Raw genomic sequence first — 20412 nt, 5'->3', positions numbered from 1 at the left:
AGCAGCTCTCACCCCAGGTTTTCATGGCGGGTCCGTCGGGATGGCGTGTTAATCAGGGAAAGGGTGCTCCGAACTGGGAAAATAGTGGTTGTCGAGACCGTTATTTGCCGAGCGAGGGAGCACCCTTTCGATGCAGAAGTCTACCGCTGTTTTCCGTCCCTGCCGGTCAGTTTCACCGGCCAGTCGCTGATCTCCCACGCCGGGGTTTCGGTGCTCACCGGCTTCATGGACGCGCTGGGTTTCGGCAGGCTGTGTGAGGACAGGCTGGGCCAGTTTGTTCCCTCTGGCGCGAAACACCGGCCGGGCCGGCTGGTTGGTTCGTTGGCCGCCATGCTCGCCGCCGGAGGCGAACACGCCTCCGATCTGGACATCCTGCGTTCCTCACCGGGGGTCTTCGGCCAGCTGCCCTCGAACGCGACCGTGTCCCGGTTCTTCGAACGCACCGTGGCCAACCCGGAGCTGTTCGGTTACGGATTTGAAACCCTTACCCGGGAACTGCGTACCCGGGCCTGGGACGCCGCCGGGGACCGGGACCCGGCACTGGCCGCTACGGCCGCGGACCCGCTGATCATCGACCTCGACGCGACGCTCGTGACCTCGCATTCGGATAAGGAAAACGTGGCCGGCACCTACAAGGGTGGCTACGGGTTCGCCCCGTTCATCGCCAGCGCCGATTACGGTGGCGGCAACGGTTCCGGGGAGATCCTCGCCGCCGTACTGCGGCCGGGCAACGCGGGAGCGAACAGCGCCGAGGACCACATCCGGGTCTTCCACACGGCCGCAGCCCAACTTCCCGAGAGCTTCTTCAACGAGGCCGGGACCCTGGCCGGGGAGAAGGTGTTGGTCCGCACCGACAGCGCAGGGGCCTCACGGAAATTCCTCTGGCACCTGCACAGCCTCGGCGTGCAATTCTCCACCAGTTACACCCTGCCGTTCGGCAAAGCGCACATGATCGACTGGATCACCGACAAAGAGCACTGGCAGCCGGCCCTGGACCAGTCCGGGACCGACCGGACCGACGCGTGGGTCATCAACGCCACCGACGTCATCCCGCTCACCGATTACCCGCCCGGCACGAACCTGTTCCTCCGCGCCGAGCCGCTGCACCCCGGCGCGCAGCCGACCCTGCTCGATGCCCACGGACACCGGATCACCGCGTTCCTGACCAACTCCCCACGCTGGCACGGCCCGTTCCTGGACGCCCGGCACCGCGCCCGCGGCCGGTGCGAGAACAGGATCAAAACCCTGAAAAACACCGGCCTGGGCAAGCTGCCGTTCTTCGACTTCGCCGCGAACCAGGCCTGGGCAAACATCGCCGCACTGGCCCTCAACCTGGTCTCCTGGCTCCAGCTCGCTGCCCTCCCGGACGGCCACCACGCCAAGGCCTGGGACATCAAACGCTGGCGCTACCGGCTCTTCGCGACCGCCGGGAAAATCATCACCCGCGCCCGCCGCCACCAGCTCCTGCTCTCCGAATCAGCCCCGGAAAAGGGGCTCCTGAAACTTCTCCTGGAGAACAACACCCGGCTCAACAAAGGGCTCTTTCCTTCCACAGGCTGATCGTGGACCTCATCCTGTCCCAATGAACAGCACGATCACCCGGAAGTGGAACCGGCGCCAACCCAGGCGAACCAACAGGCACACCAGACTGCCCGAAAACAGAAAACAACCGCCACTCAGCCGCGGCCGCAAATCAAAGGCCAGCAACGAGCACCATGAAAAATCGAGGCTCATTACTGCCCTGTTCCACCAGAGCAGTAATGTCCTGTCCTCCTCCGTGGCCGGGATCATCTAATCCAGGCCACGGAGGGCAAGCAGGTCCTACCCAGGTGTCCACACTCAGCCGAAGGCAGCAGGCCGCATGTAGCGGGGATCAGGAAGAGGTAGCAGTAGTTCGGTTCGCCTCGAGGATGGCGGTAACCTGACGTCGATCGACCTTGCCTGTCGTTTTGCTTTGAGGAAGTTCTTGAACGGGAATGTAATCGTTTGGAACCATGTACGAAGGCAAGTGCTTACTGCAGAACTCCGCGATCGAGGTGCTATCGAACGTTACGGAGCTGTCCGGAACCACGGCTGCAACTACGCGCTGCCCGTAGGTGTCGTCCGGCAACCCCACTACCGAGACATCTCGGACGCCCGGATGCTCGCGCACCACCCGCTCAACCTCAGCCGGAGAAACGTTGCTCCCACCACGGATGATCATGTCCGAAAGACGCCCGACCACGTAGACAAAGCCGGATTCATCTACACGAACGAGATCTTTGGTGCGATACCAGCCATCATTTGTCATTGCGGCCCGGGTTTGCTCCGCATCCTCCCAATATCCGAGCATGAGGCCCGGACTGCGTGACAGGCCCTCTCCTACTTCACCAGGCTCGACGTCATTTCCGTTCCGATCCACTACACGTAGTTCCGAACCGGGGACCACCTTTCCCGCCGACCCAGGCACGGGAGCAGGGTCAGCCTGCGGATCGTAGGTGACCAGCGGATAACATTCAGAGGCGCTGTAGTTATCGAAGACGGGCACTCCTGTGTACGCGGTCCATCGATCGAATGCGTGCTCGTTGCGGGGTTCCCCGGCCGACAGACAGAACCGCAAGGACGAGAGGTCAGGCCGAGAATCGAGTCCGTCCAGATGCTGCACGAGTTTTGCGAACATTGTCGTTACTCCTGGAAGGAAGGTGGCCTTATGTTCCACGATCGCGTCGATGAGCATGGAGGGCCGCGAGCGACGCAGTGGAATTACCGTTCCGCCTCTGAGCAGGGTGGCCATTGAGGTTGTGTTCAGCCCGTAGAGCCAAGCCATGGGCAAGCTAACAACTGTGCGGTCGGAGGGACCCAAGTGCCAAGACTCGGAGTAGGCGGATGCGCCGTGATATAGCGTCTTAGTCGAGACCATGACAGCCTTCGGATAACTAGTTGTTCCCGATGTGTAGCAGATCAAGGCCAAGGAATCGCGGACGTCTGCGGGTGTTTCCTTTGCAGCCTTCCGAACCGGCGGAACAGAGGGGTCGGAGATCAATGCGACAGGCCAGTCGGGAACTGCCTGGCGGACCGAATCAAAACTGGATTCGTTGACGAAAACCAACACAGGGTCGCTACTGTTCAAGCAGTGACCAAGTGTTGAAACTGTTGAAGACGGATAGATCGTGACCAGAACGGCATGGGCGCGCCAGACGGCGAATGCAGTGACCAAGTACTCGGCAGAATTCTCGGCAACTAGGGCGACACGATCGCCCGAGCGTAGACCTGCCTGCTGAAGAGCCACGGCCAGCTCATTGACCTGGTTCATCAACTCTTCATAGGTAACACGAAGAGGGCCGTCGATGATAGCCAGTGCCTTTGGGGAGACGGTGGCTACTTTTGCGAGCTCATCGACGAACTCCTTGGTTTTCTCCTTGCGTTCACTCATTTTGTTCCCTGCTTGTTGGTTAGGTTGGTGTGTGCGGTTCTGTTAAGGGGTCATGGCAGAGACCAGTTCATCCGGGTCCCGTTCACGTGGGCGGTTAAGCTTCGGGACATGGGCTAGGGTCTGATCACTCAGCCGGTGGCACGTGGGCCTTAGGGCTTCTCCGTCTACCTATCGAGGGACGGACCATCGTGGAGGTCGCTTTTCAAAGAAGGCGTTGATGCCTTCTTTTTCGTCGGGTCCCTCGCGCACGATCGAAAATGCACGGGATGTAGCTGACCAGCCAAGTTCGTTGTCCTGCTCAACGACTTCTGCCACAGCTGCTAGCGTGGCTCGCACAGATATGGGTGAGGCGCAGCAGATTTCCTTGGCGAGGGCTACTGCTTCTTCTTCTGCCCCGCCGGCCGAAGTCACTCGGTTAATAAGGCCGAATTGCTGAGCTCGAACCGGCTCGAGCACCGCGCCAGTCAGGAGCAACTCCTTGGCGATATGTAGTGGGAGGGCGCGGACCGCGCGGAAGAGCCCACCAGAAGCCGCGAGGACTCCGCGGTTGACCTCCGGAAACGAGAACTGGGCAGTTGTGGAAGCAACGATGAGGTCACACGCCAGGGCAATCTCAAACCCGCCTCCGAAGGCTACGCCCTCAACCGCCGCCACCAACGGCTTGGTCCGCTGGCGGCGAATCAAGCCGTACTCACCACCCCGCGGTGTCACCGTTTCCCCTGGCGCGTTTCGGAGGTCGCTGCCTGCCGAGAATATGTTGGGCGTTCCGGTCAGTACTCCCGCCCAAAGTTCTGGTTCATCTTCGAGGTGGTTCAGTGCCGCATCTAGCTCAAGAGAAGTTTCACGATCGATAGCGTTGCGCTTGTTCTCACGCTCGATGCGGATGATTAGTACACGATCCCGAACTTCGGTCACAACGGTCATGGTTGATATCCATCTCTACTAGCCCAAGATCGTGGTGTTTTCGACTCTATCCTTGGGGTCACGCCGCTGAAATCCCGCCGTTAACGCTGATGGCCTGGCCTGTGAGGCGAGCCGCTGCCGGACTCGAAAGGAACACCACGAGTTCGGCTTGGTCGGCTGACTCGGGCACCCCTAGGTCCGCGAGCAAGGCTGCCTTTTCAAAAAGCTTTTTGCTGAAACCGCTCTCAGTGGCCCGTGCGGTTGTGGCAGTGTCCGTGAGAAGGGACGGCGTAAGCGTGTTGACCCGAATCCCGTGGCGTTTACCTTCGATCGCCGCTACTCTCGAGAACATCACAATTGCCGCCATCGCTCCGCCGAGTACACTTTCGCCGGGGGTTGCGAGCTTAGCGGCGTCCGACGCCACGTTCACAATGGAGCCGCCTCCGGAAGCCTCCATGATGGGAAACACCGCCCGGGTTAGCAACATCGGCGGAAGAGCTTGCAGGGCCAACATGTCAGGTATGTCTGCAAGCTTGGTGCGGTGCAACAGCTCGGGAACGCTGGGGGCGGAAACGGATGTTACAAGGGCATCGATAGCGCCCATTTCGCTATGTGCTTTCGCGACGGCCCGACTGACTTCTTCCGGGTTTGTCGCATCGCACGGGATGAACGTCACCTTAGTACGGTTGCTTCGCCGCTGAACCTGGTCACGTGCAAATTCTCCGCGTTCCTCATTTTTGGACAACAGCACTATCTGTGGCACACCGGCGTCGACGAAAGCCAGGGCACTTGCGAAGCCGATGCCTGAGCTTCCTCCGGCGATCAGCACCGACGTTTCCGATAGAGGCTTATGAATTCGTGCTGGAGACATAGTTATTTCCTTTCCGCCGTCCAACATGATGGAGCGGCACCTTTGATACGACGCTACGCTGCCTCTAAGCGGAAGAAACTGGTTGATTTAACAGACAAAGTCTCCACTTGTTGGGAAGGATCCAGATGGTGCGTTTCTTCACCTCATGGATCAGCAGCTCCTGGAGTTATGGCTGGAGGGGAGTGAAGGGCCACACGTAGGCTGCGTTCGATCACTGCACCTGCCCCAAGAGGGCCCGCGCCTGAAGGTTGGAAGGGCTGGACGTCCGCCTAGCGTCAGCTCGTGGACTGTTGGGATTTCAATAGGGTCGGCATCGCCCGGCTGTCTGACCTGAGCGGAAATACTGGGGCCGGTTACCCTGCCGAGGGTATGGGAGAGCTGGGTTGACAATACGGGCCCTTCACAGATGAGCGTGGTTAGGGCGGTCTGAAAGTGCCGCCGCGGGGTTGGCTGTTTGTGGTGCGGCGTGGTGCGGCGGAAAAGAGGTCAGGGCTCTTTGAATTGGTTGCGACCAAGCAAACCAATACCCAAAAGAGACCCTGACATGACTAACTCTATGTCTTGTTCCCATGGCCGCTGGTGCACACGCGCTGACGCGCTGCTCGGTGTCGAGGGCATCCACGTCAGCTCCGTCACGGCAACTGCGGCCGGCCTGCTTCTGCGCACCGAAACCGGGGATGACCTCGCCGGTTGTCCTGACTGCGGCGTCGTCGCGGTTGGCCACGGACGCCGCCAGGTCCGGCTCCATGACACCCCGTGTTTCGGCCGGCCGGTGCGGCTGCTGTGGGACAAGCGTGTCTGGCGGTGCCCGGACCCGGACTGCCCCAGGACAACGTTCACCGAGGAGCACCCGCTGACAGGACCGCGGGCGAAACTGACCGCCCGCGCGGTGGGTTGGGCGACTGACGCGCTGCAGCGTTTCGATACCTCCGTTTCGGCGCTGGCTCATCAGCTCGACGTTTCCTGGCACACCGTCTGGGATGCGGTGCGGGTGGAGGCCTCCCGCCGGGTTGCAGCGGCGGACCGGCTATCCGGGGTGGATGCGCTCGGCGTCGACGAGCATGTCTGGGCCCATACCGGCCCGCCAGGGTCCGGCATGGTTACCGGGATCGTGGACCACACCCGCGATGCACACGGTTTGGTGCATGCCCGGTTACTGGACCTGGTTCCGGGCCGGTCGGGTAAGGCGTACGCTGACTGGCTCAAAGACCGCGGCGTTGAATTTACCGCCGGGATCAAGACAGCGGCGCTGGACCCGTTCCGCGGCTACGCCAACGCGATCCGCGACGAGCTGCCCGAAGCCATCACCGTCCTAGACGCGTTCCATGTCGTGAAGCTCGGCTCAGCCATGGTCGACGAAGTCCGCCGCCGCGTCCAGCAGGACACCCTGGGGCACCGCGGCCGCAAAGGCGACCCGCTCTACGGGATCCGGCGGACCCTGCAGATCGGTGCCGAACGCCTCAGCGAGAAACAGTCTGCACGGCTGGACGCGAAACTTACCAGCGGGGACCCGGACCACGAAGTCACGTTGGCATGGCAGTGCTATCAGAAGCTCCGCAACATCTACCACGCCAGGCCGGAACGTGGCCGTGAACTCGTCAAAGAGGTGATTGCGTCGTTCCCTACCTGCCCGATCCCGGAAGTCGCACGCCTCGGCCGGACACTCAAACAATGGAAGGCGGCCATTCTGGCCTACTTCGACACCCAGGGAGCCTCCAACGGGCCCACCGAGGCGATCAATGGCGTCATCGAAACCACCCGCCGAATCGCCCGCGGCTTCCGCAACTTCACCAACTACAGACTCAGATGCCTGCTCGCCGCCGGCGGCCACCGCCCCTACCGAATCAAAAAGACAAACCGTGTCTAAATGCGAAGGGCCCCAACAACGGACGTCTCAAGAAACCCGCCGAATCGCCCGGGGCTTCCGGAAACTTCACCAACTACCGGCTCCGATGCCTGCTCGCCGCAGGGGGCCACCGCCCCTACCGGATCAAACACTGTGAGGATTGGGGTGGCTGGTCTGGGACTGGCTGGCAGAGTAGGTGCTGGCCGTTCCGCCCTGTGGCCGTGACTCATCAAACACTTGGCCCCCCCCGTTGGGTGCCCTTGTGGTGACTTGTCCGTCCGCGGGGTGGGCGGCCGGTACCTTCCCGGCCCACCTCGGTAACTTGATCAGAAGGTTGCCCGCCCCAAGGGGCGTGGCTCGTCACAGTGCTGTTCCGAAGTGACCTCTACCCGGACTGGTAGCGGCCGTGCACGGGCCTGACCATATCCGCGAAAAGAGGAAGGTGCCAGAACCGCCATGTCTATCGTTGCTCATTCCCACCCATTTGTCGTGGGCGTTGACACTCACGCCAAAAACCATGTCTACGCCATCATCGCCACCGCGACCGGCGAACTGCTCGAGACGCGGGATTTTCCAACCACCAGCGCCGGCATCAACCGGGCCATCACCGGGGTGGCGCGCCGCACCGGCGCTGACCTTGCTACCCTATGGGTGATCGAGGGCGCTGCTTCCTACGGGGCGCTGCTGGCCGGTGCTGTCAGCGCTGTCGGTTACGAGGTTGCCGAAGCCGCGCGCATGGATGCCCGGGCCCATCACGGAATTGGTAAGTCTGATCCATTGGACGCGCACCGGATCGCCGCCGCCGTCCTGCCCTTGGAGGAGCAGCAGTTGCGCCGGCCGCGGCTGAATGAAGGGGTTCGCGCAGCCTTGCGGGTTCTGGTCTGCGCGCGTGAGTCCATGACCACCGACCGCACCCGGGCGGTGAACGCGTTGACCGCGCTGCTCCGGGTGAACGACCTTGGTCTTGACACCCGTAAATCCTTGACCGGAACCCAGATCGTCGAGGTGTCCCGCTGGCGTGCCCGTGAAGAACCGCTCGCCCTGTCCGTTGCCCGCTCCGAAGCAGTCCGGCTGGCCAAACGCATCTGCGAGCTCGACGCGGACATCAAGACCAACAATGCCCGGATCACCGAACTGGTCGAAATCAGCGAAGCCGCACCATTACTGCAGGAAACCGGCTTCGGTCCCGTCACGGCCGCCATCTGCCTTACCGCGTGGTCCCACCAAGGCAGGGTACGTTCCGAGGCCGCCTTCGCCTCCCTGGCCGGGGTGAACCCGATTCCGGCCTCTTCCGGCAACACCATCCGGCACAGACTCAACCGCGGCGGAGACAGAACCCTGAACAAAGCACTGCACGTGGTCGCCCGCAGCAGGATGACATTCGACGCCAAAACCATCGAATACGTCGAGAAACGACAAGCCGAAGGGCGGACCACAAGGGAAATCCGCCGGTGCGTGAAACGCTATCTCGCCCGGCGGATCTACCGAACACTCAACGCGACAAATCCGTACCTCTGCAGCGCTTGACAACTATAGAAGGGTCACCAACCATGCTTAAACGCGTCATTGGGAGGGTCATGATTCCAGCTGGCCGGTGCCGTTGCCAGCTTCCCGGCGGACGCTGGCGCAAGCTCGCGACTCATCTGGCCGCCAGAGCGTGTGCACGCCAATATCGAGCAACTTCCGTTCGCCGAAGTCCGTGATAACCCAGACGAATCCGTGTTCGGGAAACGTCATGTCAACCGATCCGCGCCACAATGCCCCCGTTTCGTGGTCTCTCACCACGATGCGGTGGCCGCGGGCCAGGGACAGGAAGATGTCGATTTCGCATGCTGTCAGCGACTCCTTCAACCCGTTTCTCCCCGGCACTGCCTCGACGGCCGCCGCACGCAGCGAGCAGCCGGCCTCGCGGGAAGCAGGGCAGACCATATTAAAATCGCTGCTGGCCGTCGCAGCGGAGACACCTTGCGGCCCCTGGCTCACCGCGGCTCACTGCCCCATATTTCGATGGTCAGGCCCGCGGGAACGTCGGCGTTCAGACGCGCCGCATAGCGCCCCGGGGCCAGCCGCGTCACGGAGATGCCGACCTGTCCGGTCATCGCCGCCGGCTTCAGCAGATCCACCGCCTCCTCCAGGGCGGCGTCCAGTTCCCTTCGGGTTTTAACGGCTACCTCGAGACAACAGTTTGTTGTGTGCATGGTGATGAGTCCTTACTCTGAGGGCGGTGATACGTACTTTGGCACGCCAGATGCCCTTGGCGTCGAGGGGAAGAACGGCGGCCCGCCGGCATGGTCAACAGGAGCCTTGATCGAGGCGGCGGTTGGCCCGGCGGAACTTAGGGAACGAGGTTTCCAGCAGAAGAAGGGTCCGGACCCTGGAACGCCGCAGAACGGCGGCGGTTGGCCCGGCGGAACTTAGGGAACGAGGTTTCCAGCAGAAGAAGGGTCCGGACCCTGGAACGCCGCAGAACGGCGGCGCTTTGCCTCCGACAGCCCAATGATGGTGGCTTCAACGTCTTCCAGGGATTGCTGAATCCATGCGAGAGCGGCTATGTCCTCGGAGTACGGAGCCGGGTTATTGGATGACGCCTTCAGGAGCGCGGCCCTGCGGCTGATCCGGACGGAAAGTTCCAGGATCAACGGCTGGATCATGGCCTGGGATCCGTCCCCCCATCCGTGGGCGAAAGCTTCTTTCCCAGCACCACGGTTGGTGGCGGGGACCGTGAGGGCCACGGCGGAGGAACTGGTGGTCATCGATCTTTCCTTCGGGTTGTTCAGGGTCTTGGCCCTTTGGGAAGTGCTCTCGGTACACCCAAAGGGGAGTCAGGGCGGATTCCTCCCTCTGCAAGCGTGCGGGGTGCAGGCGGCGCTGTCCGCCATCGGGGTAAGCCTGCGGCTTCCCGATCAGCGCAACCAAATACGCGGCAGCGGCTTCCAGGCCACGTTCTCCACCTCCCCGCTGGCCCGTTCTTTGGTTTCAACAACACCGTCCGCCAGCCCGCCCTACCGGCAACAGACAACCATGCTCATCTGCGAAGGGCCACAATACGGATACTAGGGTGTTAAAAACACGGGTGCCCAGAGCCAGGTAGACACCATTTGCTAGGTGGCGTCCCCTCGCAGGACGCGGGTCGGGAACAGCGTGAGAATGCTGATGATACTGACTGAGAAGACGATTGCAGCAGCCGCGCTGACCGCGGAAGTTCCCCATGAGGTCCCGGCGAGCCCTGTTGCGATCAAAGGCACAAAACCCCCGAGAACAGCCGAAACCTGTATACCCATGCCGCTGGCCGTAGCTCGCGTTTCGACCGGAAGGTGTTCGATGAAGAACGCCGGGGTAATGCCATTGAGCGCTGCGTGTCCGGTTGCCGTTGCAAGCACCATGGTAAGAAGGATTAGCCAAGGACTCCCCAGTGCGACAGCACCAAAGTAAAGAAACATCATGATTCCGTAACAGATCAGTCCCGTGACGAGCAGGCGGCGCCGGCCGTATCGGTCTGAAAGCGCGCCCCAAACGGGGTTCATAAAGATAACGGCGCCGGCCGAGGCGGCGACGATCCACAACATAGACGTCCGGTCGACACCGGCGGAAACTGCATAGCTGAGACTGAAAACCGTAAGAACGTACCATCCCACGTGGACGGATGAATAGACCAGCGTTACTCCCAGAACCTGTCGGAGATCGTGCCGGAGTGCATTCATTATCGGGTTTGTCGGAACTTTTTCCTTAATCGCGAGGAACTCCTCCGCCTCGTGCAAGGAGTTTCTAACGAAGTAGGCGACGACAATAATCACAACGCTGGCGAGAAAAGGTATGCGCCAGCCCCAGGCCATGAACTGATCCGTTGGCAACAAGGAAGCCAAGGCAAAGACACCGGTGGCGAGTACGGTTCCCGCCTGCGTTCCCGCGGTTGCAAAAGAACCGAAAAATCCACTACGCCCCGCCGGGGCGTGTTCGACTACAAGCGTCATTGCCCCGCCCTGTTCTCCGCCGACGGCGAGGCCCTGAAGTAAACGGAAGAAGACGAGGAGGACGGGGGCCCAGTCGCCGATCATTGCATGGGTGGGTAGTAAACCGACGAGTACGGTTGCTCCTCCCATGAGGAGTAGGGTTAATATCATGGACAATCGGCGTCCTCTGGTGTCTGCTATATGCCCGAATAGGAGACCGCCGAGAGGGCGTACGAGATAACCGCTTGCGAACGTCGCGAAGGAAAGGGCGGTGGCTGCCGCAGGGCTGGCTTGACTGAAGAAAAGGGGCCCGAAAACGAACGCTGCTGCCGTGCCGTAGGCAACCAAATCATAGAATTCCACGGTACTACCCAGAAACCCTGCCAATGCTGCTCTGGCTGGTGTGGACTTTTTCGTAGAGACAGCGGTACTAGTAGACAAAATCTTAGCTCCTTGGGGATAAATTTTGGAGTATCACTGCTTCGGAAGAGGGCATAGTTTTTGGCCCGATTCCGCGATTTTAGCCGAGCCCGCATAATCTTTAAATTGGAACAGTTGAGGACTTAGACTGCATTTCTTGGTAAAGAACCAATCTGGTTGGTTATGGCGGGAACGACCGCCGAGGACGGGCCGTTGATTGATACCTCGGATGCAGTCATGCACGGCGGGCAAGTGTCGGTGACGGTCGAGAACTGAGCCATGGTGTGCCCACGAAACGGCTCAGTTTTCGACCATCACTGACAGCAAGTTGTAAATGGTAGGCAAGGTGTATGACTGCTAGTTCCTCCTTTCTCTCCTAAATGCGGCTAACGTTATTGCGCGCGCATACCGCTAGCCCGGAAGAGTGCGTCGCTGAAAAACACGGTAAGCGGGGGCATTTCATCCAAAGCAGCAACGTACTCTCGAGCCTGATCTTGCGCGTGAGTACGGTGATACGGGCTCCTAAGCAGCAAAATGGAGCCCCGGCGTACTGCCGGGGCTCCATGTGGATGCGTTTTCTTAGGCCGTTGGTTAGCTTGTCCGCGTCATCACGGTTTTGTAGCGCGAGTATTCCTCCAGTGCCATCATGGAGAGCTCTTTGCCGTATCCTGAGTTCCCGAAGCCCCCGAACGGTGCTTCGGGGACCACCTCCATGTGGGTGTTGATCCATACAGTGCCGAATTCCAGCTCACGGGCCGCCCGCTGAGTGACGTTTATGTCATTGCTCCAAACGCTTGCAGAGAGGCCGTACTGCACGTCGTTTGCCCAGGTGAGCATCTCGTCCTCGTTACGAGCCTTCTGAATTGAAACGACCGGGCCAAAGACCTCTTCTTGGACGACTTCCGAGTCCTGTGCCGGGGCGAGGATGACGGTCGGCTGCACATAGTAGCCGTTGTCTTCAACACCTTCGCCCCCCAGCGCAATTTCGGCGTACGCCTTCGCCCGGTCCACGAAACCCTGAACTGAATCCCGATGAGTCTTTGAAACGAGGGGACCCATTGTGGTTGTCTCATCCAGCCCTGCCCCGACCTTGATGTCGCCGGCATGCTTTAGGTAATAGCTGACAAATTCGTCGTAGGCAGCCTCGTGGACGATGACACGACTCGGAGCTGTGCAATCCTGTCCCGAATTCGCGAAGCCGGTTCCTGCGAGATATTCTGCCGCTGCCGCGAGGTCAATTCCGGGGTGCACGAGCACGGGCGCCTTGCCTCCCAGCTCGAGGTGCACGCGTTTCAGTGTCTGCGCACCGGACGCGGCCACCTGTTTGCCGGTGGTCGTGGCTCCAGTCAGCGACACCATGGAAACGCCCGGGTGAGCTGCCAGCGCCTTTCCGCCAACGGAGTTACCGAGGATGAGGTTCAGGACCCCCGGGGGAAATATTTTGGAGGCGAGTTCGAAAATCCGCGTTGTACTGAGCGGCGTCACACCGGTGACCTTCATTACAAGCGTGTTCCCCGCGGCCAGCGCCGGGGCGATCTTCCAGACTGCCTCAAGGAGTGGGAAGTTCCAGGGAATGATAAGACCCACTACACCGATTGGCTCACGCTCCACCCGTGCATGTAGCCCGGGTCCCACATTTCCTATCGAGGTTCCGTGCGATACGCGTGCTGCACCGGCGAAATAGCGCAGAGGATCGTAGTTGAAGGGCATTTCCATTCTCGATGCCGTGATTGGCCTGCCAACGTCGAGCGATTCCAGCCTGGCAAAGTTTTCGCTCTCAGCTGCGATGGCATCGGCCAATTTGTAGAGCAGCTCTGCACGTTGTGCTGAGGTCGTGGAGCGCCATGTCTTGAAGGCCGTTGTTGCTGCTCGGACAGCAGCGTCAACGTCCTGCTCGGAGGCGACGGCTTGCGCAGCGACTTCCTTTCCGGTGCTGGGGTTGAATACTGGCAATACCTCTGATCCTGCTACACGTGCATCACCTATGAGGTGATGCAGGAGTGGCAGGGCCGGCATTTCTACAATCGTCAAAATCTTGCCTTTCGTTTTGATGCGTCCACCGACCGCAGCGCGGACGCCGGACTACTTCGACAGCGTCCCGAATCTCTCTGCCAGGGGACGCGTAAATAGTGGCTTGGTAAGTATCCAAGCGGCGGCGGTCACCACGAGAGAAAGGATGAAGACCCCGAGGCCGACCCAGTCGACGACGTCACGCGAGGTATACATGTGATTGAGGTTCCGTAAGGCACCGGTGAAGAAGACCAGGAAAACGTGCACAACGGTGAATGCAACGAAGTACAGCATCACCGGATAGTGCACTTTTCGGGCGATCTCTACAGGGTAGATTTTCGAGAGGCGCCCGTTCTTGTCGGGCCACCAGGTTGAGAAACGCATTCCGGAAAGGATTGCCAGGGGGGCGGCTAGGAATACGGTTGTGAAGTAAGCGAGCATCTGCAGCGCGTTGTAATACAGCCAACCGTTTTCATGGGGCCAGTCCAGCGAGGCATATTGAAGCGCGGCGGACAGGGCGTTCGGTATCACGTCGAGGTTGGTAGGAACAATTTTCATCCATTGTGATGTGACGAAAAGCAGCACAATGAAGATAAGGCCGTTGAGTACCCAGAGCACGTCGAGCGACTGGTGCAGCCATTGTGTGAGGCTGACCTTTTTGGGTGTGCTGCCCTTGGGCGAAAAGAAAGAGCCCTCTTTGGGTGTGAAGGAGGCGGGTGCTTTTTTCTCATGCCGTACTTGCAAACCCGTGCGCACTATCAGGACCAGGAAGAACATGTTGAGGAAGTGCTGCCAACCCATCCAAGCAGGAAGCCCTGTGGGTGCGCTTTCGGGAAGGGTGGGGTTTCCCGGAAACGTGAGGAGAAACGACTGCACCTCCGGCAAGCTGCGCAGCCATCGTGAAAGGAGCACCAAGGTCACTGCGGCTACGATCAGCCCTCCCAGGAAGGGAAGTATGCGCTTCCATTGGATGTTGGACAGCCGGACGAGAATGGCGTTTGGCATGCGATTGGATGTCCGGGGTGCTGCTCGGGGGGCCTGCGTCTGTGAGATCTCTGCCGAGCTGCGCAGCCGGGCCGCCGGTTCACTCTGTGAGTCCGGGGAGGCTGTCGGCGCAGTCGGGTTGCCGCCCATTCGGGTTCGTGAAGGTGCCGCAGTTTCGCGCGGCTCCGACTGTACGGGTGTGGCACTCATGCGGGTCTTCTTGGCGACGGGTGCGGCTGAAGGCTTGGCTGGCTCTTGAATTTGGGCAGGTGCTGATGCCGAAGGATTGGTGGCTGCCGCATTACCCATCCGTTGTTTACGTGGGCCGTTTTGAGCTTCCTCTGTCATGGTGCTTCCCAAGGTATTTAGGCGGCGGCGCGGCGCAGGTTGATGTTCTCGACGAGTTGCGGAACGAGGGTGAAGAGGTCCCCGACGACACCGAAATCTGCAACGTCGAAAATTGGAGCGTCGGCGTCATTGTTAATGGCGATGATGAATTTAGAGGTCTGCATGCCGGCACGGTGCTGGATTGCCCCGGAGATGCCCAGGGCAATGTAGACCTGTGGTGTGACCGTGACCCCTGTTTGCCCCACCTGGTAAGACTGCGGCACGTAGCCGGCGTCGACGGCGGCGCGGGAGGCGCCGACCGCAGCGCCCAGCACGTCAGCGAGTTGTTCCACAAGCGAAAAGTCTTCGCGAGACCCCAGCCCGCGGCCACCTGAAACCACAATCTTGGCTTCTCGCAGAGCCGGACGGTCAGATTCGAGCTGGAGACTTTCCACGCTCGTTAGTTCTGCGCCCCGGGCCTCGGTAGGGGCAAGGGACAGCGAAATTATTTTCGGAAAGCTGACCGCCTCTGCCTTACCGTCGACGGCGCCTTGCCGGACCGTCACGATCAGTGGTCCCCCATCTACGGTGGATTCGGTCAAATAGTCGCCGCCGAAAACTGAGTGCCTGACGATAACTTCGCCTGCGTCAGAGTCATAGCGGAGCCCCACTGCATCGGCGGCAACAGCTCCGCCTATACGGACAGCAAGACGAGCCGCAATTGACCGGGAGTCATTGGTGTTGGGAAGCAGCACGGCATCTGGCACTGCGGCCTCATAGGCCGCAGCCATTGCTGCAACCTCGCTGAGACCGAGCCCACCATGGCGGTCAGCAATATAGATGGTTTCAGCGCCGAGTTCACCCAACCGTGCTGTGAGGGATTCGTTATCGGAGCCTGAAGGCGATACCACAACTGCCAGAGGAGTGCCGATTGACGCGGCTGCGGCAAGCACACCAGAAGCGTTCGCCTTGACTGCTCCCTCACCATTCGTCTCTACGTATACCAGAACGTTTACCATGTTAATTCCTATCCGGAGGTTTGTTTCGATGGCCGTCAGATCAGCCGGTTCGAGGCAAGGAAATCGACGAGCTGGTTTGCTGCCGTTCCGTCGTCGCTAATTTTCACACCAGCTGCGCGTGCAGGCCGCCGCGTCGCTGAGACCATAACTGACGTTGCCGCCCGCGCTTCGGTTGCTCCAATGTCTGCCAGGTTCCACACTTCGAGAGGCTTCTTTTTAGCCTGCATAAGGCCCTTGAAGTTCGGGAAGCGGGCGTCGGCTGAACGCTCGGTTACGGCGGCCACTGCCGGAAGTGAAGCACTCAGACCCAGGGTCTCCGCCTCGACTACAGTCGACCCGGATACCTTGTCGGTTGCGATCTCGATTTCGAACAGTGCAGGCAGTACCGGCCAGCCAAGAAACTCTGCGACCATTGAAGGAACGAGACCGCTCCAGCCGTCCGTGGACTCGTTGCCGGCAAGTACCAGGTCCGGACCGACCTTTTGCACTGCTGCCGCGATGATCTGTGCAGTACGTGCGGCATCGGCACCAGCAATTTCCGGGTCGGAGACGATCACCGCAGAATCAGCGCCCATGGCGAGGAATTTTCGCACCGAAGGTGCAGCGGTTTCGGGCCCGACAGTCAGTATCACGATTTCTGCAGTTCCACCGGCGTCACGGTATCGCAGAGCATGCTCGAGGGTACGTTCGTTGATTTCGTCAGCCACGGGGTCGGAAGCTGACCGGTCCAGGATGCCGGTGACGGGGTCGAGTACGCGTTCCGTCCCTGTATCGGGTACTTCCTTGCTGAGCACTAGGATTTTCATGACTTTCCTTAAATTCGAGAGTGTTCAGGTGAGCTGAGTCAGCTCGAGTAAAATGTCGGCGAAACTCCGCCATTGGCTGTCTGTGAGGATGAAGATTTCCCGGTCATTCCCGGACAACCTGCTGCGGCTCCATCGAATTACGTAGCGCTGAGCTCACTGGCTCCGGCAGGGGCAGGGACCGGGCGAGGCTCGCGTCGACATTGACGTAAACGATATTCAGGGATGCCACGGGTGCTTCCCCGAGTTCGATCTGGGTTGTCAGCTGAAAACTGGAGGTACCGACCCGGTGACAGAACGTCTTGACGTCGAGCTGGTCATCGAAGCGCGCAGGCCCCGTAAACTCGGCACTTACGTGAACCACAGAAGGATCCACTCCCAAGGCATTGAGCTCGTCATAACGCCAACCCAGATCGCGGAAGTATTCCGTCATAGCGACGTCAGCGATCTCAAAGTAGCGTGCGTTGAAAAGGTACCCTTGCTGGTCGACCTCGTGGTACCGGACTCGGTGTCGGAAGGTCGTCATCGCGGAACCCCTTCCGCACGGAGCTGGGCATACAGCTCAGGTCGCTGCAATTTTAGGCCGGGCGCTTCTGGGCGTTCGCGTGATGCCAACAGCTGTGCGCGATCCAGGTCCGCATAGATGATGTGTTCACCGTCCGCGTCGGCCACCGCCAGACACCCGTCGTTAAGCCCGAACGTCTTGTCAACCGGTGTTGTCACCAATGCCCTGCCCACCGCATACATAGGCGCGTCCGCCGGCAGCCCGCTAGTGCCAACCAGCGGACTCATTGCGACGTAGCACTGGTTTTCGATTGCTCGAGCAGCGCAGCCTGTTTTTACCCGGTACACACCACGACGGTTCCACGTCAGTGAAGGGCAAATGATGAGCTCTACGCCCTGTGCAACAAGCTGTCGAGAAAGCTCCGGGTACTGCACATCGGCGCATATCAGGATGCCTGCGGTGAAAGGTCCGACGGTCGTCACCAGCAATTGATCGCCGCCAACTGAGCCCATCGCGTGTTCCTGCGGCGTGAGGTGAATTTTGTCCTGGAACTCAAGGGAGCCGTCAGGGTGAGCGAGAATAGCGGTGTTGCGCAGCGACCCGTCAGGGGCTACACGATTGTGAGTTCCGCCTAGGAGAGTCACGCGATGGCGACTTGCCATAGCCTGCACTCCGGCAGCAATGTCGGGGAAGAGCGGGGCAAGGAATTCCCGGTAGTCATCAGCTACGGTGTCACCGACAACGCGGTGGTCCTCGATCGCACCCAACAGGCCAACGCTTGAAAATTCAGGGAAAATGACCAGGTCTGCACCCCCTGCGACGGCTTCTTCGACCAGCCTTTCCATCTTGGACAGGTGACGTGCAAGCGACGACTCGCTCTGCAGGCCGAACTGCACACAAGCCACGCGTAGATTCGTCACGGCAGAATCCCTTCTTTCAGCGTTTCCTTTGGACGACTGCGCGGTCCTTTGGGAGCAAGCGTTGGTGCTCGCGGAAACCTTTGCTCCTCCGTCGTACAGAGTGCAATTGCGCATGTGCGTTCTAACACACTATTCGCCTTCCGCGACCCGGCCCTTTGTTAATTTTTGTATGGAAGGCGGACCTGATGGTTAAAAGTCCAAGACCCGGGGTGAGCGGAGATACGGCAAGGCGACTGTCGAGCCGTGGAGTTCGTCGAAGCCGGACGTCAGGTCAATCGCCGGTAAGACAACGTGTCCGCCAGCGAGGGTGACTCACCTGAGACTACCGCTGCCATCAACTCGCCGCCGATCGGTCCGGTGGTAATGCCACGCGAGTGGCCAACATTTAGATAAAGCCCATCGACCCGGTCTATCACTGGAAGGTGGTCCTCCGTCCAGCTCGTTATCCCGGCCCAGAGCCCGACGACCCCGAGCGCCGCCTGCTCGGGGTACCGGTCCAACGCGGCCGTCAACATGGCGTTGGTTGCCAACATGCCAATATGCGGGTTGAGGGCGCCGGGCTCATCGACACTTGAACCGATGAAAAGACCGCCTTCGCTGTTTTGAGCAATCGTGTCATCGTATTGCAAAGATCCTCCGCCCTGAGCTCCGGCCTGAGGAGGAGCGAACACACTTTCCTCATACGCCTGCAGGGCAGTGAGCGCGCTGGCCCAGGTCACCCCGCGGGGGCCGCGCATAATGGGCGCTGGAACCGGTGGAAGTGTCTGTGTCAGAATCTGTCCCTGCCGCGCCGTGGCAATAGGTATATCGATACCTTCGGTCGACAGGTTCACAGCCCATGCCCCGGTGGCCCAAACAATGCCCGGGGTGAGGATGTCACCCCTAGTTGTTCTAACGCCGGCCACAGAATCTCCCTGCCGGATACTCGACATTACCGAGGTGTTCTCGTAGATCCGCACGCCCTTCCTGGCGCACGCCCCAGCTACGGCATTCACAAAGCGAGGGGCATCAACCTGAGCGTCGTCAGCACAGAAGACAGCACCAATAGCGGTTTGAGGAAGCAGCGAGCTTTGGGCCTTCGCATCTTTGGCGCTGAGGAGTTCAACCTGAAGACCCGCATTGGACCGGTCCTTGACGTAGTCTTCGAGAATGAGGCCTTGGGCCTCGGTTTCGAAGAAGAACAGTCCGCCCTTTTGCCTGTAGTCGAAGGTGTTGCCAAGCCTGTCAACATACCACTGGTACTTGTCCCTGCCAGCCCGCGCCAAATCGAGTTCAGGACCGGCCTGACATGTTTGGAGCCAAACCGCCCCGGTACTCCGTCCCGATGCACCGTAGGCTGGAAAACGTTGCTCAACGACCACTACGTCGTATCCGCGTTCTCGCAGTTCAAAGGCCGTAGTTATCCCGGCGATGCCGGCGCCAATCACCACGACGTCAGCAGAATCAAGTACGGGATTCACGTTTGTCCACATCCTTACAAGCCAGGTGAAACGGATTACGAGCTACAACTGGCTACTGGTTAAAGTATCAGGCACCGGCCACCCTAGTCGGGAGGCATCCTCGTCGAAATCACGCCGGGAAACTGTGTAGTCAACGTCGCCGGCTGGAATGGCTCGTACAAGGCGTCCCGAGTGAAGCTCCTCTGTGATGTGCGCCGCCACACCTGGAAGAGTGCCAATCACTGCAAGAGCGGTCGACTCCTCCGGAGTGAACCCTAAGGCTACAGATACTGCGGCCATGATCCCTACATCGTTAATTGGAAAATGTGCGACCTTAGGGTTCTTTACAAACTCCTGATGAATCGCTTCATACAGGACCGCAGGACCGCCCCAGAGTCCCTCCCGCTGAGTGATCGACTTCAACTTTTGACCACGTGGATCTTCACCGCGGAACACCTGGTGACCGAAGCCAGGGATCCGAGAGCGCTTATCGCGCGCCTCGGCGACCACTTGCTTGGCATAGGAGCTCATATCTAGGCCTGAGACTTCAAACGCCTTGAAATGGTCCAAAATGAAACGCGCAGCATTCTCGGTAGCAAGACTATGCTCACCAGCTGCAAGAACGGCCGCTGCCAGACCTGCCTGCATATTCGGATTGCTCGAAACCACTGCGCGGGCCGCTACTGTTCCAGCTTTCTCCAGGCCGTAATCGAGCACCCCGCTGAGTACCGCATCCACCACGCGGGCCTGCTGAGGCGAGGGCATCTCACCCCTGATGAGCAAGTACGTTGCCGCTGCGAAGGGCAGGCCTATCAGCTTCTCCAGGTCGTAACCCCTCACATAAATATGTTCAGGTTCAATCTCACTCACCGACGTCTGCCAGTACTTTGAGGTGTTTTCAGTCATCCCTGCCCGTTCCCTTCCAGAAGTGCATTATGTTTCAAACGTATTTGTGCTGTGAGTAGAAGGCACTTGGAAATTTTCCAAATTTTTTCCCCCCGCT

Annotated in this window: 20 protein-coding genes; 4 read left to right on the top strand and 16 right to left on the bottom strand. The window is 60.0% G+C overall.

The window, feature by feature from the left end; all coding sequences use genetic code 11:
* Positions 1-159: 159 nt before the first annotated feature.
* Positions 160-1560, top strand: a complete 1401-nt coding sequence (locus J7I89_RS14340; RefSeq protein WP_214971603.1) for an IS1380 family transposase — start codon at positions 160-162, stop codon at positions 1558-1560.
* A gap of 9 nt (positions 1561-1569) precedes the next feature.
* Here the strand turns inward: J7I89_RS14340 and J7I89_RS14335 are convergent, their stop codons facing one another.
* The 4 genes from J7I89_RS14335 to J7I89_RS14320 all read right to left on the bottom strand — a co-directional run bounded on the left by J7I89_RS14335 (position 1570) and on the right by J7I89_RS14320 (position 5186).
* Positions 1570-1734 carry a hypothetical protein gene (locus tag J7I89_RS14335; RefSeq protein WP_214971556.1) on the bottom strand — a complete coding sequence of 55 codons (165 nt, stop codon included), beginning with the start codon at positions 1732-1734 and terminating at the stop codon, positions 1570-1572.
* A 139-nt stretch (positions 1735-1873) separates the two neighbouring features.
* Entirely contained in the window at positions 1874-3412 is a 1539-nt protein-coding gene (locus J7I89_RS14330; RefSeq protein WP_214971554.1) for a class I adenylate-forming enzyme family protein, read from the bottom strand.
* 168 nt (positions 3413-3580) lie between these two features.
* Positions 3581-4336, bottom strand: a complete 756-nt coding sequence (locus J7I89_RS14325) for an enoyl-CoA hydratase-related protein (protein WP_214971551.1) — start codon at positions 4334-4336, stop codon at positions 3581-3583.
* 58 nt (positions 4337-4394) lie between these two features.
* Complete coding sequence (locus tag J7I89_RS14320) at positions 4395-5186, bottom strand: SDR family NAD(P)-dependent oxidoreductase (protein WP_214971549.1); 792 nt, start codon at positions 5184-5186, stop codon at positions 4395-4397.
* A gap of 544 nt (positions 5187-5730) precedes the next feature.
* On the opposite strand from J7I89_RS14320, the gene J7I89_RS14315 reads away from it, so the two are divergent.
* Together J7I89_RS14315 and J7I89_RS14310 are read left to right on the top strand one after the other, a co-directional pair.
* Entirely contained in the window at positions 5731-7053 is a 1323-nt protein-coding gene (locus tag J7I89_RS14315; RefSeq protein WP_214971548.1) for an ISL3 family transposase, read from the top strand.
* A 435-nt stretch (positions 7054-7488) separates the two neighbouring features.
* A complete protein-coding gene (locus J7I89_RS14310) occupies positions 7489-8559 on the top strand; it encodes an IS110 family transposase (protein WP_214971546.1) in 1071 nt (356 codons plus the stop codon).
* A gap of 48 nt (positions 8560-8607) precedes the next feature.
* Here J7I89_RS14310 and J7I89_RS14305 read toward each other — a convergent pair whose 3' ends face one another.
* From J7I89_RS14305 to J7I89_RS14295, 3 genes are all read right to left on the bottom strand, one after another.
* Complete coding sequence (locus J7I89_RS14305) at positions 8608-8961, bottom strand: hypothetical protein (protein WP_214971545.1); 354 nt, start codon at positions 8959-8961, stop codon at positions 8608-8610.
* 50 nt (positions 8962-9011) lie between these two features.
* Positions 9012-9230 carry a hypothetical protein gene (locus J7I89_RS14300; protein WP_214971543.1) on the bottom strand — a complete coding sequence of 73 codons (219 nt, stop codon included), beginning with the start codon at positions 9228-9230 and terminating at the stop codon, positions 9012-9014.
* 216 nt (positions 9231-9446) lie between these two features.
* Positions 9447-9785: a hypothetical protein gene (locus J7I89_RS14295; RefSeq protein WP_214971541.1), complete on the bottom strand. Its 339-nt coding sequence runs from the start codon at positions 9783-9785 to the stop codon at positions 9447-9449.
* On the opposite strand from J7I89_RS14295, the gene J7I89_RS14290 reads away from it, so the two are divergent.
* Positions 9778-10089 carry a hypothetical protein gene (locus J7I89_RS14290; protein ID WP_214971537.1) on the top strand — a complete coding sequence of 104 codons (312 nt, stop codon included), beginning with the start codon at positions 9778-9780 and terminating at the stop codon, positions 10087-10089. The two genes, J7I89_RS14295 and J7I89_RS14290, sit on opposite strands and share 8 nt — an antisense overlap.
* Positions 10090-10133: 44 nt before the next feature.
* On the opposite strand, the gene J7I89_RS14285 is transcribed toward J7I89_RS14290, so the two are convergent.
* The 9 genes from J7I89_RS14285 to J7I89_RS14245 form a co-directional block, all read right to left on the bottom strand.
* Positions 10134-11369, bottom strand: a complete 1236-nt coding sequence (locus J7I89_RS14285; RefSeq protein ID WP_285290222.1) for an MFS transporter — start codon at positions 11367-11369, stop codon at positions 10134-10136.
* 624 nt (positions 11370-11993) lie between these two features.
* Positions 11994-13433 (bottom strand): aldehyde dehydrogenase family protein, encoded by a 1440-nt coding sequence (locus J7I89_RS14280; protein ID WP_214971531.1) that lies wholly within the window; start codon positions 13431-13433, stop codon positions 11994-11996.
* A gap of 51 nt (positions 13434-13484) precedes the next feature.
* Complete coding sequence (locus J7I89_RS14275; protein WP_251045340.1) at positions 13485-14744, bottom strand: cytochrome b/b6 domain-containing protein; 1260 nt, start codon at positions 14742-14744, stop codon at positions 13485-13487.
* Between the two features lie 17 nt (positions 14745-14761).
* Positions 14762-15742, bottom strand: coding sequence for an electron transfer flavoprotein subunit alpha/FixB family protein (locus J7I89_RS14270; protein WP_214971528.1), 981 nt, complete (start codon positions 15740-15742; stop codon positions 14762-14764).
* Between the two features lie 35 nt (positions 15743-15777).
* On the bottom strand, positions 15778-16548 hold the full coding sequence (locus J7I89_RS14265) for an electron transfer flavoprotein subunit beta/FixA family protein (RefSeq protein WP_214971525.1): 771 nt from the start codon (positions 16546-16548) through the stop codon (positions 15778-15780).
* Positions 16549-16651: 103 nt separating this feature from the next.
* Positions 16652-17071, bottom strand: coding sequence for a thioesterase family protein (locus J7I89_RS14260; protein ID WP_214971523.1), 420 nt, complete (start codon positions 17069-17071; stop codon positions 16652-16654).
* Positions 17068-17970 (bottom strand): nitrilase-related carbon-nitrogen hydrolase, encoded by a 903-nt coding sequence (locus J7I89_RS14255; protein WP_214971520.1) that lies wholly within the window; start codon positions 17968-17970, stop codon positions 17068-17070. The genes J7I89_RS14260 and J7I89_RS14255 overlap by 4 nt, the downstream gene beginning before the upstream one ends.
* 266 nt (positions 17971-18236) lie before the next feature.
* Entirely contained in the window at positions 18237-19430 is a 1194-nt protein-coding gene (locus J7I89_RS14250) for an FAD-binding oxidoreductase (RefSeq protein ID WP_214971517.1), read from the bottom strand.
* A 42-nt stretch (positions 19431-19472) separates the two neighbouring features.
* A complete protein-coding gene (locus J7I89_RS14245; protein WP_214971514.1) occupies positions 19473-20315 on the bottom strand; it encodes a citryl-CoA lyase in 843 nt (280 codons plus the stop codon).
* Positions 20316-20412 lie beyond the last annotated feature (97 nt).

Source organism: Arthrobacter sp. ISL-5 (genome assembly GCF_018613835.1).
Taxonomy (GTDB): domain Bacteria; phylum Actinomycetota; class Actinomycetes; order Actinomycetales; family Micrococcaceae; genus Arthrobacter.
This window is presented reverse-complemented; position numbering and strand designations above follow the sequence as displayed.

Coding starts and splice junctions, on each gene's coding strand:
- J7I89_RS14335 (WP_214971556.1), bottom strand. CDS start 1,734: ATGAGCCTCGATTTTTCATGGTGCTCGTTGCTGGCCTTTGATTTGCGG.
- J7I89_RS14330 (WP_214971554.1), bottom strand. CDS start 3,412: ATGAGTGAACGCAAGGAGAAAACCAAGGAGTTCGTCGATGAGCTCGCA.
- J7I89_RS14325 (WP_214971551.1), bottom strand. CDS start 4,336: ATGACCGTTGTGACCGAAGTTCGGGATCGTGTACTAATCATCCGCATC.
- J7I89_RS14320 (WP_214971549.1), bottom strand. CDS start 5,186: ATGTCTCCAGCACGAATTCATAAGCCTCTATCGGAAACGTCGGTGCTG.
- J7I89_RS14315 (WP_214971548.1), top strand. CDS start 5,731: ATGACTAACTCTATGTCTTGTTCCCATGGCCGCTGGTGCACACGCGCT.
- J7I89_RS14310 (WP_214971546.1), top strand. CDS start 7,489: ATGTCTATCGTTGCTCATTCCCACCCATTTGTCGTGGGCGTTGACACT.
- J7I89_RS14305 (WP_214971545.1), bottom strand. CDS start 8,961: ATGGTCTGCCCTGCTTCCCGCGAGGCCGGCTGCTCGCTGCGTGCGGCG.
- J7I89_RS14300 (WP_214971543.1), bottom strand. CDS start 9,230: ATGCACACAACAAACTGTTGTCTCGAGGTAGCCGTTAAAACCCGAAGG.
- J7I89_RS14295 (WP_214971541.1), bottom strand. CDS start 9,785: ATGACCACCAGTTCCTCCGCCGTGGCCCTCACGGTCCCCGCCACCAAC.
- J7I89_RS14275 (WP_251045340.1), bottom strand. CDS start 14,744: ATGACAGAGGAAGCTCAAAACGGCCCACGTAAACAACGGATGGGTAAT.
- J7I89_RS14270 (WP_214971528.1), bottom strand. CDS start 15,742: ATGGTAAACGTTCTGGTATACGTAGAGACGAATGGTGAGGGAGCAGTC.
- J7I89_RS14265 (WP_214971525.1), bottom strand. CDS start 16,548: ATGAAAATCCTAGTGCTCAGCAAGGAAGTACCCGATACAGGGACGGAA.
- J7I89_RS14260 (WP_214971523.1), bottom strand. CDS start 17,071: ATGACGACCTTCCGACACCGAGTCCGGTACCACGAGGTCGACCAGCAA.
- J7I89_RS14245 (WP_214971514.1), bottom strand. CDS start 20,315: ATGACTGAAAACACCTCAAAGTACTGGCAGACGTCGGTGAGTGAGATT.